The 18,750-nt window shown below is 67.4% G+C and carries 14 protein-coding genes; all 14 read right to left on the bottom strand.

What is annotated here, in order from left to right; genetic code table 11:
- Positions 1-110: 110 nt before the first annotated feature.
- A complete protein-coding gene (locus EDC22_RS09525) occupies positions 111-1,325 on the bottom strand; it encodes a sigma-54-dependent transcriptional regulator (protein ID WP_132806420.1) in 1,215 nt (404 codons plus the stop codon).
- On the bottom strand, positions 1,319-2,746 hold the full coding sequence (locus EDC22_RS09520; protein ID WP_207903743.1) for a sensor histidine kinase: 1,428 nt from the start codon (positions 2,744-2,746) through the stop codon (positions 1,319-1,321). The genes EDC22_RS09525 and EDC22_RS09520 overlap by 7 nt, the downstream gene beginning before the upstream one ends.
- Positions 2,743-3,594, bottom strand: coding sequence for a substrate-binding domain-containing protein (locus tag EDC22_RS09515; protein ID WP_245499705.1), 852 nt, complete (start codon positions 3,592-3,594; stop codon positions 2,743-2,745). The genes EDC22_RS09520 and EDC22_RS09515 overlap by 4 nt, the downstream gene beginning before the upstream one ends.
- 563 nt (positions 3,595-4,157) lie before the next feature.
- Positions 4,158-4,910, bottom strand: a complete 753-nt coding sequence (locus EDC22_RS09510; RefSeq protein WP_132806418.1) for a hypothetical protein — start codon at positions 4,908-4,910, stop codon at positions 4,158-4,160.
- Positions 4,907-7,306 (bottom strand): OmpA family protein, encoded by a 2,400-nt coding sequence (locus tag EDC22_RS09505; protein ID WP_132806417.1) that lies wholly within the window; start codon positions 7,304-7,306, stop codon positions 4,907-4,909. The genes EDC22_RS09510 and EDC22_RS09505 overlap by 4 nt, the downstream gene beginning before the upstream one ends.
- A 155-nt stretch (positions 7,307-7,461) precedes the next feature.
- Positions 7,462-8,421: a helix-turn-helix transcriptional regulator gene (locus EDC22_RS09500; RefSeq protein ID WP_132806416.1), complete on the bottom strand. Its 960-nt coding sequence runs from the start codon at positions 8,419-8,421 to the stop codon at positions 7,462-7,464.
- Between the two features lie 183 nt (positions 8,422-8,604).
- Positions 8,605-10,575, bottom strand: coding sequence for a hydantoinase B/oxoprolinase family protein (locus tag EDC22_RS09495; RefSeq protein WP_132806415.1), 1,971 nt, complete (start codon positions 10,573-10,575; stop codon positions 8,605-8,607).
- Between the two features lie 4 nt (positions 10,576-10,579).
- Complete coding sequence (locus tag EDC22_RS09490) at positions 10,580-12,607, bottom strand: hydantoinase/oxoprolinase family protein (protein WP_132806414.1); 2,028 nt, start codon at positions 12,605-12,607, stop codon at positions 10,580-10,582.
- Positions 12,608-12,717: 110 nt separating this feature from the next.
- Positions 12,718-13,695 carry an AraC-like ligand-binding domain-containing protein gene (locus EDC22_RS09485; RefSeq protein WP_132806413.1) on the bottom strand — a complete coding sequence of 326 codons (978 nt, stop codon included), beginning with the start codon at positions 13,693-13,695 and terminating at the stop codon, positions 12,718-12,720.
- Positions 13,696-14,036: 341 nt separating this feature from the next.
- A complete protein-coding gene (locus EDC22_RS09480; protein ID WP_132806412.1) occupies positions 14,037-14,909 on the bottom strand; it encodes an NAD(P)-dependent oxidoreductase in 873 nt (290 codons plus the stop codon).
- Positions 14,909-15,670, bottom strand: coding sequence for a GntR family transcriptional regulator (locus EDC22_RS09475; RefSeq protein WP_132806411.1), 762 nt, complete (start codon positions 15,668-15,670; stop codon positions 14,909-14,911). Before EDC22_RS09475 ends, EDC22_RS09480 begins: the two co-directional genes overlap by 1 nt.
- A 3-nt stretch (positions 15,671-15,673) precedes the next feature.
- Positions 15,674-16,954, bottom strand: a complete 1,281-nt coding sequence (locus EDC22_RS09470; protein WP_132806410.1) for a TRAP transporter large permease — start codon at positions 16,952-16,954, stop codon at positions 15,674-15,676.
- A 92-nt stretch (positions 16,955-17,046) separates the two neighbouring features.
- Positions 17,047-17,535: a TRAP transporter small permease gene (locus EDC22_RS09465; RefSeq protein ID WP_165926849.1), complete on the bottom strand. Its 489-nt coding sequence runs from the start codon at positions 17,533-17,535 to the stop codon at positions 17,047-17,049.
- Positions 17,536-17,752: 217 nt separating this feature from the next.
- Complete coding sequence (locus EDC22_RS09460; protein ID WP_132806408.1) at positions 17,753-18,748, bottom strand: TRAP transporter substrate-binding protein; 996 nt, start codon at positions 18,746-18,748, stop codon at positions 17,753-17,755.
- Positions 18,749-18,750: the final 2 nt, after the last annotated feature.

The following is an 18,750-nucleotide window of genomic DNA, read 5'->3' as shown; positions in this document are numbered from 1 at the left end:
AGCGGAGACAGACGGCCCCAGGGGGATCGGACAGAACCCGATTGGGTCTCCCAAATATCTGAAATAATTGAATGATCGTCGATGTTCGGAATTCCGAACAGACAGTCGGCTCAGATTCCCAGCTTCTGCATCTTCTCCCAGAGCGTCGTGCGCGACACCTTCAGCAGGCGGGCGGCCTCGCCGATCTGACCGCCGGTCTGGGCGAGCACCTTCAGGATCTGGCGCCGTTCCGCCCGCTCGCGTGCATCGGCGAGTGTCAGCACCTCGCGATCGTCGAGGTTGAACTCCGGAAAGAGGTCGGCGGGATAGATCCATTCGCCGCGCGCAGCGTCGATGGCGCGCAGCAGGCGCGACCTCACCTCCCGGCCGTTACCCGGCCAGTCGTGATCGCGGATGGCAGCAAGGGCAAGCTCGGACAGTCCCTTCAACCTGGTCTGTCGTCGCGGACCGAAGGCCTGGAACATCTGTCCGGCGAGCCATACGGCATCCTCGATGCGCTGTGACAGCGGCGGTACGACGATTTCGTTGGCGACCAGGGCGCAATGCAGGTCCGACCGGAACCGGCCGGCGGCGATCTTCTCGTCGATCCGCGTCCCGCAAGTACCGATCACCCGAACGTCCACCTGTCCGATGGCGGCCATCAGCCGGCGCTGCGCGGCCGGATCGAGCCGGCCGATCCCGTTGACGAACAGCGTTCCCTCCGAGGCTGCGTCGAGCGCAGCCGCGATGGCTCGCTCGCCGGACTCGTCGCGGAAGACATCGATGGTGACGAGGGGCGCCAGCCTGCGGTCCGAAAGCTCGTGGATGCGACGGGCCAGGCGGGCCTTGCCGAGCCCTCTCTGACCGCGGATCAGGACCGGCATGTCATGCCGGGCGGCGGCGAGGACCAGGGAATCGACCTGGCGCGCCAGCAGGGAGATGCCGGCTTGCGGAGGCATGTCGTTGGCAACGTCCGGGCGCATGACCAGCGACAGGCGCTGCAGGAAGGTCGGAAGGTCGAACGGTTTGGTCAGGTAATCGGCGGCACCGGCCCGCAACAGCCGCACCGCCTGATCGATTTCGCCTTGACCGGTGATGAACAGGAATGGCGGAGGTGCCATCGAACGGGAGACCGCGCTGAAGATGTCCTCGCCGGTGCCGTCAGGAAGGCGGATGTCACAGATCACCGCGTCGACGGGTCGGCGTGGGGTTCGGACGGCCGCGATGCCGCGGACGACCTGCCTGAGCCAGGTGACCGTTGCCCCTTCGAGCTCGAGGCGCTGGACGAGCGAACTGCCCATCAGGGTGTCGTCCTCGATGAGCACGAGATAGCGTCCCTTCAGCATGATGCTTGTTCCCGACTGGGCACGATGACCCTGATCAGGGTTCGTCCGTCACGGCGTTCATGAAGGATGTCGCCGTCGAGACCGAGCACCAGATCCCTCACCAGGCGCAGCCCGACCCCGCCCCCCGGTGCCAGCGGCGCGGCCGAGACCAGGCGATCGAGCGCGGCGGGCGACAGCCCGGGCCCGTTGTCGGTGACGGTGAGATGGAGATGGTCGCAGGTGCAGGCGACGGTGAATGATACCTCGCCTCCCTCCGGTGCTGCCGATGCGGCGTTCAGGAGCAGATTGAGCGAAATCTGCCGTATCGCAGCCGACGGATAGTGCCCGACCAATTCCTGAGGGGGCGGAATCTGCCAACCCAGCCGCTGCCGGCGACGCACGGTCTCGGGCTCGAACAGCAGCCGCAGGTCATCGAAATCGGTGGATGACAGGGGACGTGCCGACCGATCCAGCCGGTTCTCCTCGAGGATTACCCGGCTCACGTCGCGCAGGTGTCGCAACCCGCGGTCGAGGAGATCGGCTGATCGTCGGACGACCTCCGGCCGATCCGCATAGGCGCGGATCGTATCGGCGGCATTGACGAGACCGCCGAGCGGATTGTTGATCTCGTGGGCAAGAGAAGACGCCAGACGACCCAGACTGACGAAGCGCTCGCGTTCCGCAAGACGGCGTTCGACCTCCCGACGCGCGTCGATGGCTCCGGCCATGTCATTGAAATTGCGCAGCAATCTGGACAGGAGGGTATCCGAGCGCGGGATCGCCGCCTCGGGAATCGGGCGCGGTGCATCGCCCGCCTCGCCCATGTGGCGGGCCAGCAGCTCGATCGGTTCGAGAATGCGCGCCACGGCGATGTAGCCGGCGAGCACGACGATGACCGTCGCCGCGGCATTGCCGGCGAGAAGCGCCAGGGTCGCGGTCCGGCGCTCGGCCACGAGGTCGCTGATATCGAGTTCCGATACCACGAGGCCGACATTGCGTCCCTGGACCACCAGTGGTGCGGCAACGCGGACGACCGATTCGCCACTGCCGGCGGTCACGTCGTCGATGGCGTGTGCCCCGTTCGAAAACGCCTCGATCGACGCGTCGATCGGCGCGCGGACCGGATCCGTCGCAGCGAGGACCCGGCCGTTTTCGTCAGCCACGACCGTCAGGCGGATGCGCTCTCCCGAGGCACTGATGCGGGCGCGGTCGAGTGTGTCGTAGACTTCCCAGATGTCCTTGTGCAAGGCGAAGGGACCGAGCGCCACGGCCAGCCCCTCGAGGTGCAGCCGGGCGAATTCCTGCAGGCGGTCATTCTGGAGCCGGCCGAGGGTGGACAGAACCTGCTGCGAGGCGATGACACCGAGCAGGATCATCAGGGCGGCGGTCACGAGCACGACGCGGACGGTGATCGGCCAGGTGCCGAAACGCCCGGTCATCATCGGCGCGCCCTCACATCGGCCATCCGCAAGGCGATGCCGTCGAACCATGCAGGATCGCCGGCCACGATGCGATCGAGGAACAGCAGGCGCAGGATATCCTTGCCGGCGGGTGTCGCCTCGAGGGTCGTCAGAACCTCGGCGAATCCTTCGACCTCGGCCGAGCTGCGGCGATCCGCGCGCGCTGTGAATGGCGGGAATCCGAGCCATTCGGACCGGGCGATGACGCGCGTGCCCGCCGTCAGGGCAGGTTCCACCAAAGCAAGCGATTCCCAGACATAGCCATCGACACTGCCCGATCTCGTCAGCGCCCCCGCAACGGCGCGCACGACATTCCTGTGGCCATAGGTGTAGATGGTCCGCGAGAAGAACCCTTCAGGCGTTTCGCCCATCCGGCTGAGATCGGAGGCGGTCACGAGGTATCCGGAATTGCTGTCGGGATCGGAGAAGGCATGGGTTCCGCCTCGCAGATCCGCCAGAGACTGCGCCTCGTCATCGGCGCCGACGATCAGATAGGATTGATAGAACGGTCGTCCGCGCCAGACGGGAACGCCAACCAGCTCGAGCCTTTCGCGCTGCTGCAGGAAGGGATAGCCGCAGATCCAGGCTGCATCGAGCGTTCCGTCGAGAAGAGCCGCCGTGATTTCCTGGTAGGTCCTGCGCTGGACCAGTTCGACGGGTTCGCCGAGGGCTTCCGACAGCGCCGCTCGCAGCCTCTCGATGACCACGGCGTCGTTGTCGAGAAAGACAGGTGTCAGCCCCAGCCGGAAGGCTGCCGCGGCTCGCACGAGCGCCGGCATGGCGATGATCGCACTCGATGCGATCCCGCCAAGGACCGTTCTCCTCCTCATCGGCATCCTCTCCCGCTGGAATGTTAGCGATCCAATCCCGAAGCACGCAAGGTGCTGTCCGTGGCCATGACCCATGAGATGGGATGGCTCCCGGGGCCATGTGAACCGCGCCGGGTTTGGCGGAGGCTCCAAACCTTGAGGAGGTGGAGCCATCATGAGCACGACGACGAACGGATCTTCTCCCGAGACGAGACCCGGATCGGGACCCTCATGGCGCCGCCGCACGGATGGGGGCAGACGGCGAATGGCTTCGGGCCGTCGTGCCACAGGCCACTGGCGCACGCTGACCTTCCTCGGCGCGCTGCGCTGCCACCGATTCCCCGCTGCCTGCGTCTTCGACGGCCCGATCGGCCAGGCCTTCGCCAGGATCAGACACCAGACGCGGATCGCCCGGAGATGCACGGTCGAGGCCAGCTGGCGACGGATCGGAGCACTCGCCGCCACGATTCAACCCGGCGAGGGCAGCAACTGCATCGCCGACGCCGGATGCGCTTTCGGTCAGAACATGAAGCGGTCTCGCCGAGCCGGGCTACGGCGTCTTCCGGTACCGACGGTCGGTTCGGTCAGTCCGCGATGTGGTCGATCCGGTAACCGACGACAACGTCGCAGGCGCCAATGCCAATGGCGGCGAGCACGTTTGCGCCGGCCGGATCCGGGGGGTCTGCGCGGGTCTTCAGGACCATGTGGCCGCGGATCGTCTCCGGCGTGATCAGGGTCATCCAGAGGCGGACCCAGACGGAGGAACAGGTGCCGGCGTCGCAGTCGCGGCCACCAAGCGGCTCGCTCGCGGCGCTGTTGCCGCCGGTGTCGCGCCAGCGATAGACGGACATTTCCGGGCTGGTGGCGAGCAGGGCCGGATCGAAGCGGCCGCCCCAGTCGACTCGGACCATGTGGCTGTCTGGCAGATTGGTGCCGAGGGCGGCGGCGAGCATCGGCGGGCAACCGCCGATCGACGTTCCGGTCACCTGCCAGCGCCAGGTCCCGTCGCGGGGAATGACGGCGTCGTCCGCAAACAGCTCGATCGGACAGTTCCCGTCGCCCTGATAGGCGCGGTCGATCGATTGGCGCGATGCGTCCGTCCAGTAGACCGCATCGTGATCGAGATCGACGACCAGTGTCGCCGAGGACAGATCGGTCGGTGCGATGGCGGGCGTCTCGAAACCCCAGACGAAGCTGATGTCCTCGGCTGCAAGCGGGCTGAGACTGCATTGGCATCCGCCGAGCTTGCAGGTTGCGACTGTCGTGGTGGCGGTGGCGGCCTGCGGCGCGATCAGCCAGAGGCCAAAGGCCGTGATAACGAAGCGCAGACCGATCATTCGGCTGCTCCCGGAGCCTGCGGCAGCAGCAGTGCGCGGATTTCCGCAGCGTTCATGCCACCGGTCGCCAGACGGGCGCCGCGCAGCGATTGCAGGGCAGGCGGGGCCGCTGCCGGTGCGTCCGCGTCGATGCGATGCGTCGGACCTGCGGGGGCGGAGGCCCCGAGGCCGACCATGCTGCCAAGCACCTTGAGCATCCGCTCCGTGTCGGGATCTTCTCCCGCCGCTTCGCCGATCGCAGCGCCGATGCTGCTCCGGCCGATCAAGTTGCGGAGGAAAGCCGCGCCGGGGTCTGGCTCGGCCGCGGCCGGTTCGACAGCCGGACGCAGCGGAGATTCGGTACTGCTGCGCGCCAGGAGGCCGAGCGAGGCCGTGAAGACCCCGAAGGCAGTCCGCACCTGCGGATCCAGTGTCTCGACGCCTCCGGGTGCGTGGAGACAGATCTGACCAGCCGGGCCGATCTCGCACGGGCCGAGATCGGCTGGCCACTGGCGTGGATTGAGGGCGGCGACCGGTTGCCCGTCCCGGCTGCGGACCATCGAGGTGGAGGGAAGGGCGGCGCGGACGCCGGCTGCCGTCTCGTAGACGTAGGGAAAACCGATGTGGAAGCCCGGCATTAGCAGGAAGACGAGCCCGGTCGCCTCGTCCTCGAACCGGCAGGGCAGGGCGTCGGCCGGGCAGTAGTAGCCGGTGTCCTCGCCCATCCCCTCCGTCTCGAAGGACGGGGTGCCGACAGGCGCGGCTCCCCCGGATGTCGATGTGGTCCTTCGGGGCGACGAGTGCATGGGTGCCAGTCCGGAACGCTGCGCCGGCGGCAGCACCGGCGGCGGTGCGCTGTCCTCGACCCTCAGCGGCGCCTCGTGGACGATTCTCCGACCGGCGCGGGGATGCTCGACGACGTAGCGCAGCGCATAGTCGCCCGCCTCCGGCGCGGTAAGCTCGACGACGACGCCATCCGTTCCACCAGCGCCTTCGACATGGGTCCAGGACAGTCCGCCATACGGCTCGCCGGTCTCGTCGATACCCGAGACCTCCACCCAGTCTCCCGTCAGGCCGGGGCCCGTCACGCGGACCGGGAAGGTGGCCCCGGGGGGAACGCTTGCCGGCGCGACGATCGAGGCGGCGGCCGCGAATCGGGCGAGTTCTGCCTCGTCCTCGGCAATCTCGGCCAGGATCGTTTCCGAGCCGACCTCGAGGATCGTCGCCTGCGGTTTCAGGCCTGCGAAGTATGGCTCCCATCCGGATCGCTGCAGAGTCAGCTCGGCTGCGCTGCCCCATCGAAAGCAGCGGCCCGTCGCGACGAAGTTGCTGCCCTGCGGCTCGAAGCTCCAGCCCATGCAGCCGGCCTCGGACAGGCACATCGACTGGCACATGCGGGCCGTGCCGCCGAGTCCCAGATCGACCATCTCGAAGCTGGCGCCGAGCGGGCCGGCGGATCGGCCCGTCGGCATGAGGTAGGCATGCGGCAGCCATTCCGGCCCGGCGACGCGATCGAACCCGGCGATGTCGCCCGCGACGGCCTCGCCGGATGCGGCGGCATCAGTTCCTTCGCGCCTGCCGTCACCGGATGCGGCGGCATCGGCGATGGCCTCGGCAGCCGTCGCCGCGCAGCCCTCTGGCTCCACGCCGGCCGGGCCACCGAATCCGGCAGTGCCGGGCGGAAGTGTGCGGGCGACCAGTTCTACCCGGCGGTTGCGGGCGCGGCCCTCGTCGGTGGCATTGTCGGCGACCGGCCTGTCGAAGCTGAACCCCTCCGACCGCAGCTGAGCGATCGGGATCCCGGCCGCAACCAGCCAGTCGGCCACCGCCTGCGCGCGGGCCATCGACAAACGCAGATTGTAGTTGCGGCCACCGATATTGTCAGTATGCCCCTCGAGCGTCCATTCGCCGCCAAGTGTCCGGATCGCATCGCGCGCGGCAATCAGTGCAGGCAGGCTGTCGGGGCGGATCGTGGCGCGGTTGAAGTCGAAATGCACGCCCTGAAGCGTCACCCGGCCGGCCTCGACGACCGCACTCACCAGTTGCTGGCACCCCAGCGCGCCGGCCGCAGACGCCGCCAGATCCAGCATTGGGGGTGCGGGGGACGTCTGGGCCGGCTGCCGGTCGGCCGCCGTCACCAGCCCGGAGACCATGCCGGGCACCGAATACGCCAGCGGCACGACATCCTTCAGCCAGCAGGCGCCGGTCCGCCCGTCATGGGGCACAAAGGTGAAGGCGGCGCAGGCCGGCTCGCGGATGCAGGCCTGGCGGCAGGCGGTCTCGTCCGAGGTCTCGATCCGGGCGATGTCGTGTCCCGGCCGGTCGGTATCCCTCTCGAAGGGCTCGGCGCGACCCGAGCCGGCGAGGGCGAGAGTGACGGCAAGCACCGCCCCGAAGACTGCAAAGCGTCCGTGCATGGCGCGACCATCCCTGGATCGGCCGACCCTGAGCTGCAGGGCCGGCCACGAACACGACTGCTCGGAAGCGTACGTGGCCGGCGTGGGACAGTCTTGGGGAGAACGGAACTGTCGCCTGGGGCTGGCGGCACCAATCGGGCGCGGGCGGGGAGACGCTAGAGGTTCTTCCTCGCCTGCGCCCGCACCTCGGAGGGGGTCATCGCGAAGGCGCGCCGGAAGCGGGCGTTGAACCAGGAGAGGTCGCCGAAGCCGGCGCTCAGCGCGATGTCGCTGATGCTGCGCGCGGCCTGCGACGGATCGCTCAGCATGCGGCGCGCCATCAACAGCCGGCGGTTCGCGACGTAGTCGCCGAACGACGTGCCTTCGCCGGCGAACAGCGCGCGGATGTAGCGTGGCGAGATGCCATGCCGCGCGGCGATCCACTCGGCCGACAGTGACGAGGCGACCAGATTGCGTTCGATGTCGTCCTTGACCGCCCTGAGCCGCGCAGCGCGGACGCCGCGCCCAGCCGCCACCTCGGCGGCATCGCGGCTGGCGCCGAGCGCCATCACCGCAAGATCATGAACATGCGCGGCGCAGTGCGTTGCCTGCTCCGGCGGCAGATGCGGCAGCTCGGCATGCAGGCAGCGGACATAGCCGAGCAGCAGCCGCCACTGCGGCGTCAGCGCCGTCACGTTCCTGAGCCCCGTGTCGGGAACTGCCCCCGCCATGGCGACAAGGGCCCGCGGGATCGAGATGTAGAGGACATTCGCCCGCGCCCCGGCGAAGGTCGCGATCCCGGGCACTTCGGTCGGATCGAGATAAACCTCGCCCGGCCCGCACGCAACGGTGTCGCCGCCGCGCTGGCAGATCTCGAAACCGCCGGCGAGTGGAATGTGGATCAGCAGATTGTCGCCGGTCTCGGCCGCCAGTTCGGATGTGCGCAGCGTGGTGCAGGCGGTATGTGAGGTGTCGGCGAGAACGAGATCGGGCAGGACCGCGATCATCGTCTGCGACCGGTACTCACGGTCCTCTGCCGGTGTGATCTGCAGCTTGCAGATGTTCTCCGCGGCGCTCTGGAACGCGTCGACCCGTCGCTCCGGATCGAAGTCTTCCGATTTCAAGGCCACGAACATGCTCCGCCTCCCGGTGTTGATCCCGTCGCCGGGGCATTTCGCGGCTGCGAAGCGGCCCGGACAGCCGATGATAATGGCTGCGCCGGGCCGTCCAAACACAATCCGGTGTCGCGGTTACGTGGCAGCATCGCAGCGGACCGGGGCAGGGTCTCGCCCCGGACTGCTGCCAGCTTCGGTCTTGCTTCAGGTTGCCGCCGGCCGGGCCCACTTCGAGGCAGACCGCTTGTGGAACATCTCGCGGAACTGTGCGGTGGATTTCGGCAGCAGTTCGCCCGTGTACCAGTCGAGCACCACGGCATAGCGCCGCACGACGTCGAAGGTGTCGATCTCGCCGTCGCGGTACATCTGCGCCACCTTCTCGGGGTCGGTGGCGAGCCAGCCGTGCCTCAGATCGCGGATGCAGGCACGCTCCGCCTCGGTGGCAGCGTAGTCGATCCGGTATTCGCAGATCTCGGGATCGACCGCCTCGATCACCACCCCGTAATCGCGCGCTGCCCGCTCGATCGAGACATAGTCGTCGATGACGTCCTGCAGCACCAGTTCGGGATCGCGCTCCAGCGGGTCGCCGAAGCCGCCGCCGCCGGCGGTCGGACGGCTGAACTCGTCGCCGGGGCCGATCGGCACGTCGGAGAATACCGAGCCGAGCCACTGTTCGCTGTCGGCGCCGGCCCGCTTCAGGCTCAGTCCGTGCGGCATTGACGGCAGGCCGCCCTCGATCCCCCAGACGATCGCCCGCTCGCGGTCGCAGATGTAGGAGATCACCGTCTTCTCGGCCTCGAGCATCACCGACGTCTTGCGGACGCCGGCGCCGCCGCGCCATTTGCCCGGCCCCGGCGAGTCGGTGAGGATCTCGAACTCGGTGGTGAGGATCGGGTTGGCCCGCTCCTGACCCTCGACCGGCTGGGCCATCAGGCCGGTGCCGAAACAGGCGGTTGTGACGTTGCTGCCATCCTTGCCGTTGCGTCCGCCCCAGCCACCAGGCAGCCAGTCGTAGAACATGAAGATCGGCTTGTCCTTGCGCCTGGCATCAAGCCCGCCGGTGAGCAGGTATTCGAGATTGAAGGCGCAGGCGATCGCCCGCTCGGGAATGATGTTCGACCACATCTCGTAGATGGCGTTCATGATCTTCTCGAACGGCATCAGGAAGCCGGTGACGGCGACCGGCCAGCGGGCATCGACGATCGAGCCCTCCGGCGCGATGATCTCGAACACCCTGTAGAAGCCGCTGTTGAGCGGCAGGTCGGGGAAGAACGTCTTCATGCCCGCAGCCACCGCCGAGAAGGTGGCGCCGGCTGCCGAATTGTAGATCGAGGAAATGGTCGGGTGACTGCCGGTGAAGTCGTAGATCACCTTGTCGCCCTTGATGGTAAGCTTCACCTTGATCGGGATCAGTCCCTCGTCGCCGGCCGGGTCGCGGTCGATGAAGTCCTGCGTCTCCCACTCGCCGTCGGGCAGTGCGGCGATGCGCTGGCGCATGGCGCGTTCGACATAGTCCTGCACCGCGGCGAGCCCGGTTTCCACGGTCTCGCGGCCATACTTGCCGACGAGGCGCAGGATCTCGCGCTCACACACCGCCGTCGCCTCGGCCTGGGCATGGATGTCGCCGATGATCGAGGCCGGGTCGCGGGTGTTGTTGGCGATCAGCATCGCCACGTCCTTGCAGAACCGGCCCTTGTCGAACAGCCGGACCGGGGTGATGCGCAGGCCTTCCTTGAACATCTCTCGGGCGGTGACGTCGAAGGAGCCGGGAACGCTTCCGCCGACATCCGACCAGTGCCCGTTCGACTGGCTGAAGGCGATGATCCTGCCGTCCGCGAAGATCGGACGGATCAGGCGTACGTCCGAGAAGTGGGTGCCGCCGGCATATGGATCGTTTATGGCGTAGACGTCGCCGGGATGCATGTCGCCTTCGAAGACGCGCATCACGTCCTTGCAGGTAAAATGCAGGGTTCCGACGTGAACCGCGATGTCCTGGTTGCCCTGAGCGGCACAGTTGCCCTGCGCGTCGTGCAGGGCGTCGGAGAAGTCGCGGTTGTAGATCACGAAGGAGTAGCAGGTCCTGAGGATCTGTTCCGCCATCTGATCGACGCTGGTGATGAAGGAATTCTTCAGAACCTCGAAGGTGACGGGATCGAGAACGGTCTTGTCGGCCATCGGGTCAGTCCTTCACGCGAATGATGATGTTGAGGTACTTGTCAACCTGTGCCGTGGTTCCCGGCGGGATCAGCACGGTGGAATCGACCTGTTCGACGATGGCCGGGCCTTGCAGTTCCAGTCCGGCCGGCAGGTCGTCGCGGTTGTAGACCGGCGTGTCGAGGCTCTGCTCAGCATCGAACCAGACCGGCCGGCGCAAGACCGGTTCGGGCGTCCGGCCGGTCGGCTCGTGAACCGCGAGCTCGGCCTTCGGGACGACGCCGATCGCCTTCAGGTTCAGCCGGAACAGGCCGACGGGAGCGTCGTCGCGGCGGAAGTTGTACTCGCGGGCATGCTCGCGATGAAACTCCTCGATCAGCGCTGGCACCGATGTGATCGGCCGCGGCGCACTGACCGCCAGGGATCGCCACTGGCCCTGATACATCATGTCGATCGAGCGCTGCAGGATCACGTCGTCGGCCGCAACGCCCTCATGGGCCAGACGGTTGATCGCTTCGGCCTCGATGCGCGCGAAGGCAGCCTCGATGTCGGCAGGATCGGCCTCGGCAGCCGCCTTCAGATAGCTTTCCGAGAAATCGTGCTGGATGTCGACCAGCAGGCAGCCGAGCGCCGACGTGACGCCGGGATTGGGGGGAACGATCACCGTCGGGATCGACAGCTCGCGGGCGATCGCCACCCCGTGCAGCGCGCCGGCGCCGCCAAAGGCGACCAGCGCGAAGTCGCGCGGGTCGTAGCCGCGGCTGATCGAGATCAGACGCACCGCATCCGACATGTTGGCATTGGCGACGCGGATGATGGCGTCGGCGGCGGCGTGCAGCTCGAGCCCGAACGGCTCGGCGACACCCTTGCGGACCGCAGCCTCGGCGAGCGCCGGATCGAGCGTGATCTTGCCGCCGGCGAGACTGGTGCCGAGGCGGCCGAGCACCACGTTGGCATCGGTGTTGGTCGGCTGCGTGTTGCCGTTGCCGTAGCAGGCGGGGCCGGGGTAGGCGCCGGCCGACTGCGGGCCATTGCGCAGCGAGCCGGCCTCGTCGGTCCAGGCCAGCGAGCCGCCGCCGGCGCCGATGGTCAGGACCTCGATGGAGGAGAAGCGGATCGGATAGCCGTACTCGACGTACCAGTCCTTGGTGACGCGCAGATTGCCCTCATAGGCCATCGAGACGTCGGTCGACGTGCCGCCCATGTCGAGGCCGATCGAGTTCCGGTAGCCGCACAGCATGGCGATGTGCCGGCTGGCGATCGCGCCGGCGGCGATGCCGGAGCCGGCCAGCCGCGCGGCGAAGTCCTTGACGGAGTTGGGCGTCATCACGCCGCCGCCGGTGTGCAGCAGCAACAGGTCGCGCTGGTAGCCCTCCTGCTTCAACCGCTCGCCGAGGCGGGCGGTATAGCTTACCACCACAGGGCTCAACGCGGCGTTGGCGACGGTGGTCGAGAAGCGCTCGTGCTCGAAGATCTCGGGCAGTACCTCGGAGGAGATCGACACCGGCACGCCGGGCAGCTCCTCCTCGAGGATCTCCTTCATGCGCCGTTCGTTGGCGCCGTTCATGTAGGCGTTCATGAAGCAGACGGCGACGGCCTCTACGCCGCGCCGCTTGAGGATGCGGGCGACGTTGCGGGCTCCCTCCTCGTCGAGCGGGGTGACGATGTTGCCCTGGGTGTCGACGCGTTCGACGACGACCAGCCGGTCGCGGCGCGGCACATAGGGCCTGACCACGTCCTTGTAGGTGTCCCAGAGATCCTCCTTGTTGGCACGGCGGATCTCGATCACATCGCGGAAGCCCTTGGTGCAGACCATCGCGGTGCGGGGCAGGCGGCGGGTGATGAGAGCGTTCGTCGCAACCGTCGTGCCGTGCGAGAACAGTGCGACCCTGTCGAGCTCGATCCCCGCCTTCTCGACACCGGCCATGATGCCGTCGATCGGATCGGCGGACGAGGCTGTCTTCTCGATACGGATGAGACCCGTCGTCTCATCCATGATGCAGATGTCGGTGAAGGTTCCACCGACATCGACCGCAACACGCAGGTTCTGCAAGCGTCCTCTCCTCTTTGGTGATCGGTCCGGCCGAGGCCTGCCCATCACGCGGATGGCCCGCCCCGTCGCCGAAGGATGAAGTACCGGTCGGCCGGCGGCCGCCGGTGCGGCTATGGCTCGGAGGCCGCGGCGACAAGCCTGGCACGGGCAAGCGCCCGCGTTTCGCTCGGCGTGCGGCCGAAGAATGCCTTGTAGTGGCGGCTGAACTGCGCCTGGTCGCTGAAGCCCCATTGATAGGCGAGATCGGAGATCGATTGCCGGCAGTTGGGATCGGACAGCGCCTCGTCGCACATCATCAGCCGCTGGCGGCGGACCCATTCGCTGACCGTCGCACCCTGGTTCTCGAACAGCTGGTGCAGGTAACGCACCGAGATCCCGCAACCTTCGGCGATCGTCTGCGGGGTCAGGTCGGACCGCGCCAGATGGGCGCGGATGAAGCGCTCGACGCGATGCAGGTGGGCACTCTGCACGGGGCTTGCGCCGCTGGCCAGCACCCGGTCGTCGGCCTCCACCGACATCGCCAGCAGTTCGACCATGTGCCTGCCGGTGAGGCCGCGCGCGGCCTCGTCCATCTCGTCAAGCCTCGGGGCGGCGAGCCGCACCATGTCGACGAACAGGGCACCGATGCCGCGGGTTGCATCGAAACTCAGGGTGGCGAGCCGTTCGGGATGGCCGATGCGGGCCCGCAGCGTTGCCGCCGGTACCTTGAGAACCCAAAGTGCGTTCGGATCGGCGTAGCTGAACTCGTAGGGCAGATGGCTGCGCTCGACGAGAAACGCGCCGGGCCGGCAGCGGACGTCCTTGCCGTCTTGGGTAAAGCAGATCTCGGAACGCTCCGGGATGGTGATCAGGTAGTGCTCCTCGCGCTCGTGCAGCAGATGACGTTCGTGGCGTCGGTAGACCATTCCGTCGGAGACGTTGCGCGACAGCGACACCGCCCCGAGCGACCAGGCATCGACGGAGCCTGAGAAGCTGGGCGTGTCGTGGAACTGGAGCTCAAGCGGGAAATAGGTGCGCGAGATCACCTCGTCCCAGAAGCGCTTCCGCTCCTCCGGTGCGGCTTGCGCAGCCGAATAGCTGACCCGCATTCCGAACCTCCCGTTCCACAGCCGCCGGAGTTCGGCGCCTGGAGAGGTTCCCGTCTCCCCCGGCGCACCGCCGGCCCCTCGCAGCCATTATCGCGAGAACGACTTCGCGCCCCTTGCCTGTGGGCTGTCGAGGTCCTCGACTATTCAATCACCACTTGCCACGCCCCGCTTGTCGCGGAGTGCGCGCTCTGTTGCGGCTGGGTGCAGAACTGCAGCCCGAGGCCTTGTCGAGGCTCAACAGTGCGACATGCCGTGCAAAATGCAATGGCCAAGATGAGGGCAGGGGCCGCCGCACCGGGCCGGCCCGCGGGACTGGCGCGGGCGAGGCAGCGGGGGTGGGTTCAGTGCGGCTGCGGTCGGGGATAGAGCGTGACGACCGCCATGCCGTCGAGCTCGGACTTGCCGCTGGCGTAGAGCAGGCGGAACAGGGTCAATGCCTGCGACGCCATCGGCATGGCGAGATGATGCTCGCGGGCGTCCGCCTGCAGCATCTCGAGATCCTTCAACACCTGGCGGGTATACCCGCGCGGGGCAAAGTCCTCGGCGATCATCCGCTGGAAGGCCACGGGAAGCAGGTTGGAGCCGGCATGGCCGGCCTTCAGCGCCTCGGGAATGCGGGCCGCGTCGACGCCATGCGCCTGGGCGAGCCTGAGCGCCTCGGCAAGCACGCAGTAGTTCGTCAGGACGATAGTCTGGTTGACGAGCTTGGTCGCCTGGCCGGTGCCCACGCCGCCCATATGGGTGAGATTGCCGAGCCGTTCGACGACCGGACGGATCTTCGCGATCGCAGCATCGCTTCCACCAGCCATGATGGCGAGCGTTCCCTTGAGCGCGGCTTCCGGGCCGCCGGACACCGGCGCATCGACGAAGCCCATGCCGGCGCGTTCGTGGAGCATTGTCGCGATGCGACGGGTGGCGGCGATCTCTGTCGTCGAATGATCGACCAGCACCTTGCCGTCGAGCCGTCCGGCGCCGGCGATGTCGGCAGCAACCGCCTCGACGGCCGTGGTATTGACGACGCAGACGAGGACGATCTCGGCGGTGCGGGCGACCTCGGCGGGTGAGGCGGCGGCCTCGACACCCCAGCCGGTCGCCGCGGCGACCCTGGCCGGTTCGATGTCGTAGCCGACGACGCGATGACCCGTCGCGAGGAGCCGGCGGGTGAAGCCCTCGCCCATCAGCCCTAGACCGATGAAGCCGACCGTTTCGCTCATCACGTGTCCTCCTTCGCCGCTTGTCCGTCCAGGGGCCGCATCGTGTCCGGGTCGATCCCGAGGCTCTCGGCGAGCCGCACCCATGCCCTGTCGAGATGGCGCTGCAGGGCTGCGGCCGTCGCAGGCCCGTCGCGGCGCTCCAGCGCCGCTATGATCTCATTGTGATCGGCCACCGCGGCCGCCCAGTTCGCTGGCACGTCGTTGCCGCGGAAGCGGATGCGTTTCATCCGCGCGTGCAGCCGGCCATGCACTGCCGACAGGACGGGATTGCGGGCCGCAGTGACGATGGCGAGGTGAATGTCCTGGTTGAGCCGGAAATAGGGCGAGCGGTCGGCCTGGTGGTAGAGTTCCACCATCCGGTCATGCATCCGCCGGATCATCGCGATCTCCTCGTCGCTCGCCTCGGCGCAGGCAAGTTCACCGGCCAGCGCCTCCAGTCTGGCGATGACGCGCAGCATGTCGCGCGCCTCGACCGGGCCGAGCGTACTGACCACGGCGCCGCGATTGGGATGAAGCTCGACCAGGCCCTCGCCGGCCAGCACCTTGAAGGCCTCGCGCAATGGTGTGCGCGAGACGCCGAGCTTCTCGCAGAGCTCGCGCTCGACGATGCGGCTGCCTTCCTTGAGGTGTCCCTCGACGATCAGGTCGCGCAGCCGCTGCGTGACCGTCTCGTGCAGGGAACGCCAGCCGAGCGGGCCGCCGGCATCGGGCCTTGTGGACCGGACGCTGTCCGCGAGGTCTGAGCCGGTTGTTGAGGTCATGGGTCACCTGAGCATCGAGGGGAGCCACAGCACCATACCCGGCAACAGTACGATCAATGCCAGCGTCGCGAACAGGGCAGGGTAGAACGGCACCATGGCCCGCAGCAGCTTCATCATCGGGACGCCGGTCATGCTGGACAGCAGGAACAGCGACAGGCCGAAGGGCGGGGTTATCGTACCGATCATCAGGTTGAAGATGATGATGATGCCGAGATGGATCGGATCGACACCGGCGGCGACCAGCGGCGGCGCGATGATCGGCACCAGCAGCAGCGTCGCGGTCGTGGAATCGATGAACATGCCGGCGATGAAGAATATGATGTTGACGATCAGGAGCAACAGGTACGGGTTGCCGGCAATGCCCGACGTCCAGGCGGAAAAGGCCTGCGGCACCTGCTCGACGGCGAGGATCCAGCCGAACATCGCCGCGGCCGCGACGATGATCAGGATCGCGGCGGTGCCGCGCACGGTGTTGACGGCGGCCTCGCGGATGAAGCGCCAGCTCATGTCGCGGTAGTAGAAGATCCCGACCGCCAGCACATAGATGACGCAGACCGCCGAGGCTTCGGTCGGTGTGAAGCTGCCCGACATCATGCCGCCGATCAGCACGACCGGGGCGAGCAGCGCCGGAAAGGCCGGCCAGAAGGCGGTCCACAGTTCGCGCGGGCGTGGCCAGCGGTCGGCGCGCGGCAAGTCGAACCGCATGGCGACAATGGCGGTCGCCCCCATCAGCATGGCGACGCAGAGGAGCGCGGGCACGATGCCTGCGACTAGCAGTTGCAGTGCCGAGACCGAGGTCACCGAGGCGTAGATGATGAGCGGGATCGAGGGCGGAAAGATCGGCCCGACGATCGCCGAGGCGCCGGTGACGGCGGCGGCGAAGGGAAGCTTGAAGCCGCGATCCTTCATCGCCTTGATCTCGATCCGCCCCAGCCCGCCGACATCGGCGAGTGCGGCGCCGGACACACCCGAGAAGATCAGGCTTGCGACGATATTGACCTGGGCAAGCCCGCCATAGAGCCGGCCGACCAGCACATCGGCGAAGCGGAACAGCTTCTCGGTGATCCCCGCCGCGTTCATCAGGTTGCCGACCAGGATGAACACCGGCACGGCGACCAGCGGAAAGGAATCGAGCGCGTAGAGCACGCGCTGGCCGACCACGGCGAGCGGGATCTCCTGCCACCAGATGTAGGTGACGGAGGGAATCAGGATCGCGAACACTACCGGAAAGCCCAGCAGGAACAGCACGAAGAAGGCGAGGATGACCACAAGGCCGAGATCCATGCGGGGTCAGCTCCGTTTCCAGGTCCGGACAAGGCGGGCGGCCAGCCGCCGCGGCTGCGGGGGCCGGAACATCAGCGCGGGCATCCTGCCGCTCAGGTGATCTGCCCCTCGCCGCCCACGGGGGGTGCGGCGCGGCGCAGGGCGAACCAGACGTAACCGATCGCGGCCAGCCCGAAGCCGGCCAGCATGGGCAGCGCAAACAGCCAGAACGGGATGTCGAGCGTCGGCGTGCGCGTGCCGGAATTGCGCAGGATCGACAGCAACCCCGACCAGGCGATGATGCCGAGCACGATGCCGCCCGCGAGCAGGGTGATGCGCTCGAGCAGATTGCGGACGCCCGCCGGCAGCAGCAGGGTGAACTCCGCGAGGCGGATCTGCTGGTTGGTCGAAATCAGGAGCGGCGCGGCCGCGAACACGAGAATGATCAGCGACCAGCGCGTCGCCTCCTCGAGCCCGATGATCGGAGCGGAGAAGACGTCGCGCAGGAACACCTGCGTCGCCGGCAGCAGCACGAGCGCGGCGAGCGCGGTCATCGCGATCGCGCTGAGCAGGCGTTCGACATATTGCCAGAGGGTGTCCATGTGTTGTGCCCTGCTGCCGTCTGTCGAGGCGGGCAACGGCCCGGCCTCTGCTCCCTGCCACGTCATGCCCGGGTCGAGCCCGGGCATCCTTTCCCCTGCCGCCGCGAGACGGCCGGTTACGACCGGTCCTGACCCAGGAGGGCGGTCGACTCTGCGTCACGCGTCGGCGGGCATGACGTCTGCCGGGTGGCGCTCGGGCCGACCGCGCCCCGGACTGCTACTCAATCGCCGCGATTTGCTCGAGATAGGCGCTCCAGCCGGGATAGTCGGCGCGAATCTGCTTGCCGACCGCCTCGCGAAACGCCTCGATGTCGAGTCCGTTGGACGCGTCGATGATCGTGACGCCGTTGTCCTTCAGAAACTGGATCTCGCCGGCCTCGGCGTCCCTCGCCCATTGGAGCGAGCGCTGCGCCATCTCGTCGAAGGCTTCCTGCATCAGGGCGCGGTCGGCCTCGGGAATCTTCTGCCAGGCCTCCTCGTTGACGAACACCGCCAGCACCGACTCCATGTGGCTGGTCATCATGACGTACTTGTTCGCCTCGTACATCTTGCGGGCGATGATGTTGTTGAGCGGATTCTCCTGACCCTCGACCAGGCCGGTCATCAGCGCCGGCATGATCTCGGAGATCTCGACCGGGGTCGGGATCGCGCCCATGCCCTTGATCATCGAGTTCCACAGCGGCACCGGCACGGCACGGAACTTCTTCCCTTCCATGTCCTTGGGCGAATAGACGGGATAGCGGGCGGTCAGCTGGCGAGCGCCGCGATAGAAGTTGCCGACGATCCGCACGCCACCCTTCTCGACAAGCTTCTTATTGATCTCCCGCATCACCGGCGAGGTGGCCTCGGCGGTCGCCTTCATCGCGTGTTCGGGATTGCGATAGGCGAATGGTGCGTTGAACACCGCGACGTCCGGCTCGATCCGGTCGAGCGAGGAAAAGTCGTGATGGGCCATCTGGATCGAGCCGATGCGCACCCCGTCGATCATCTCGCTCAGATTGCCGAGCTGGGAGCCCGGAAACACCTGGATGACGACGCGGCCGTCGGTCTTCTCCTTGACAAGTTCGGCGAGCTCGGCGGCGTAACGGGTCTGCGATTCACCCTCGGCGCCGACATGGGCATAGCGCAGGACGGTCTGCGCCGCGGCAAGATCGGGCACGGCAAGCGCGAATGCGGCCGCGGCGAATGCGGTCAGTCGAACGAAAGCAGTCATCG

It is taken from the genome of Tepidamorphus gemmatus (assembly GCF_004346195.1).
Classification (GTDB): domain Bacteria; phylum Pseudomonadota; class Alphaproteobacteria; order Rhizobiales; family Tepidamorphaceae; genus Tepidamorphus; species Tepidamorphus gemmatus.
The sequence above is the reverse complement of the archived record's forward strand: the minus strand, read 5'-3'. Positions and strand labels throughout refer to the sequence as shown.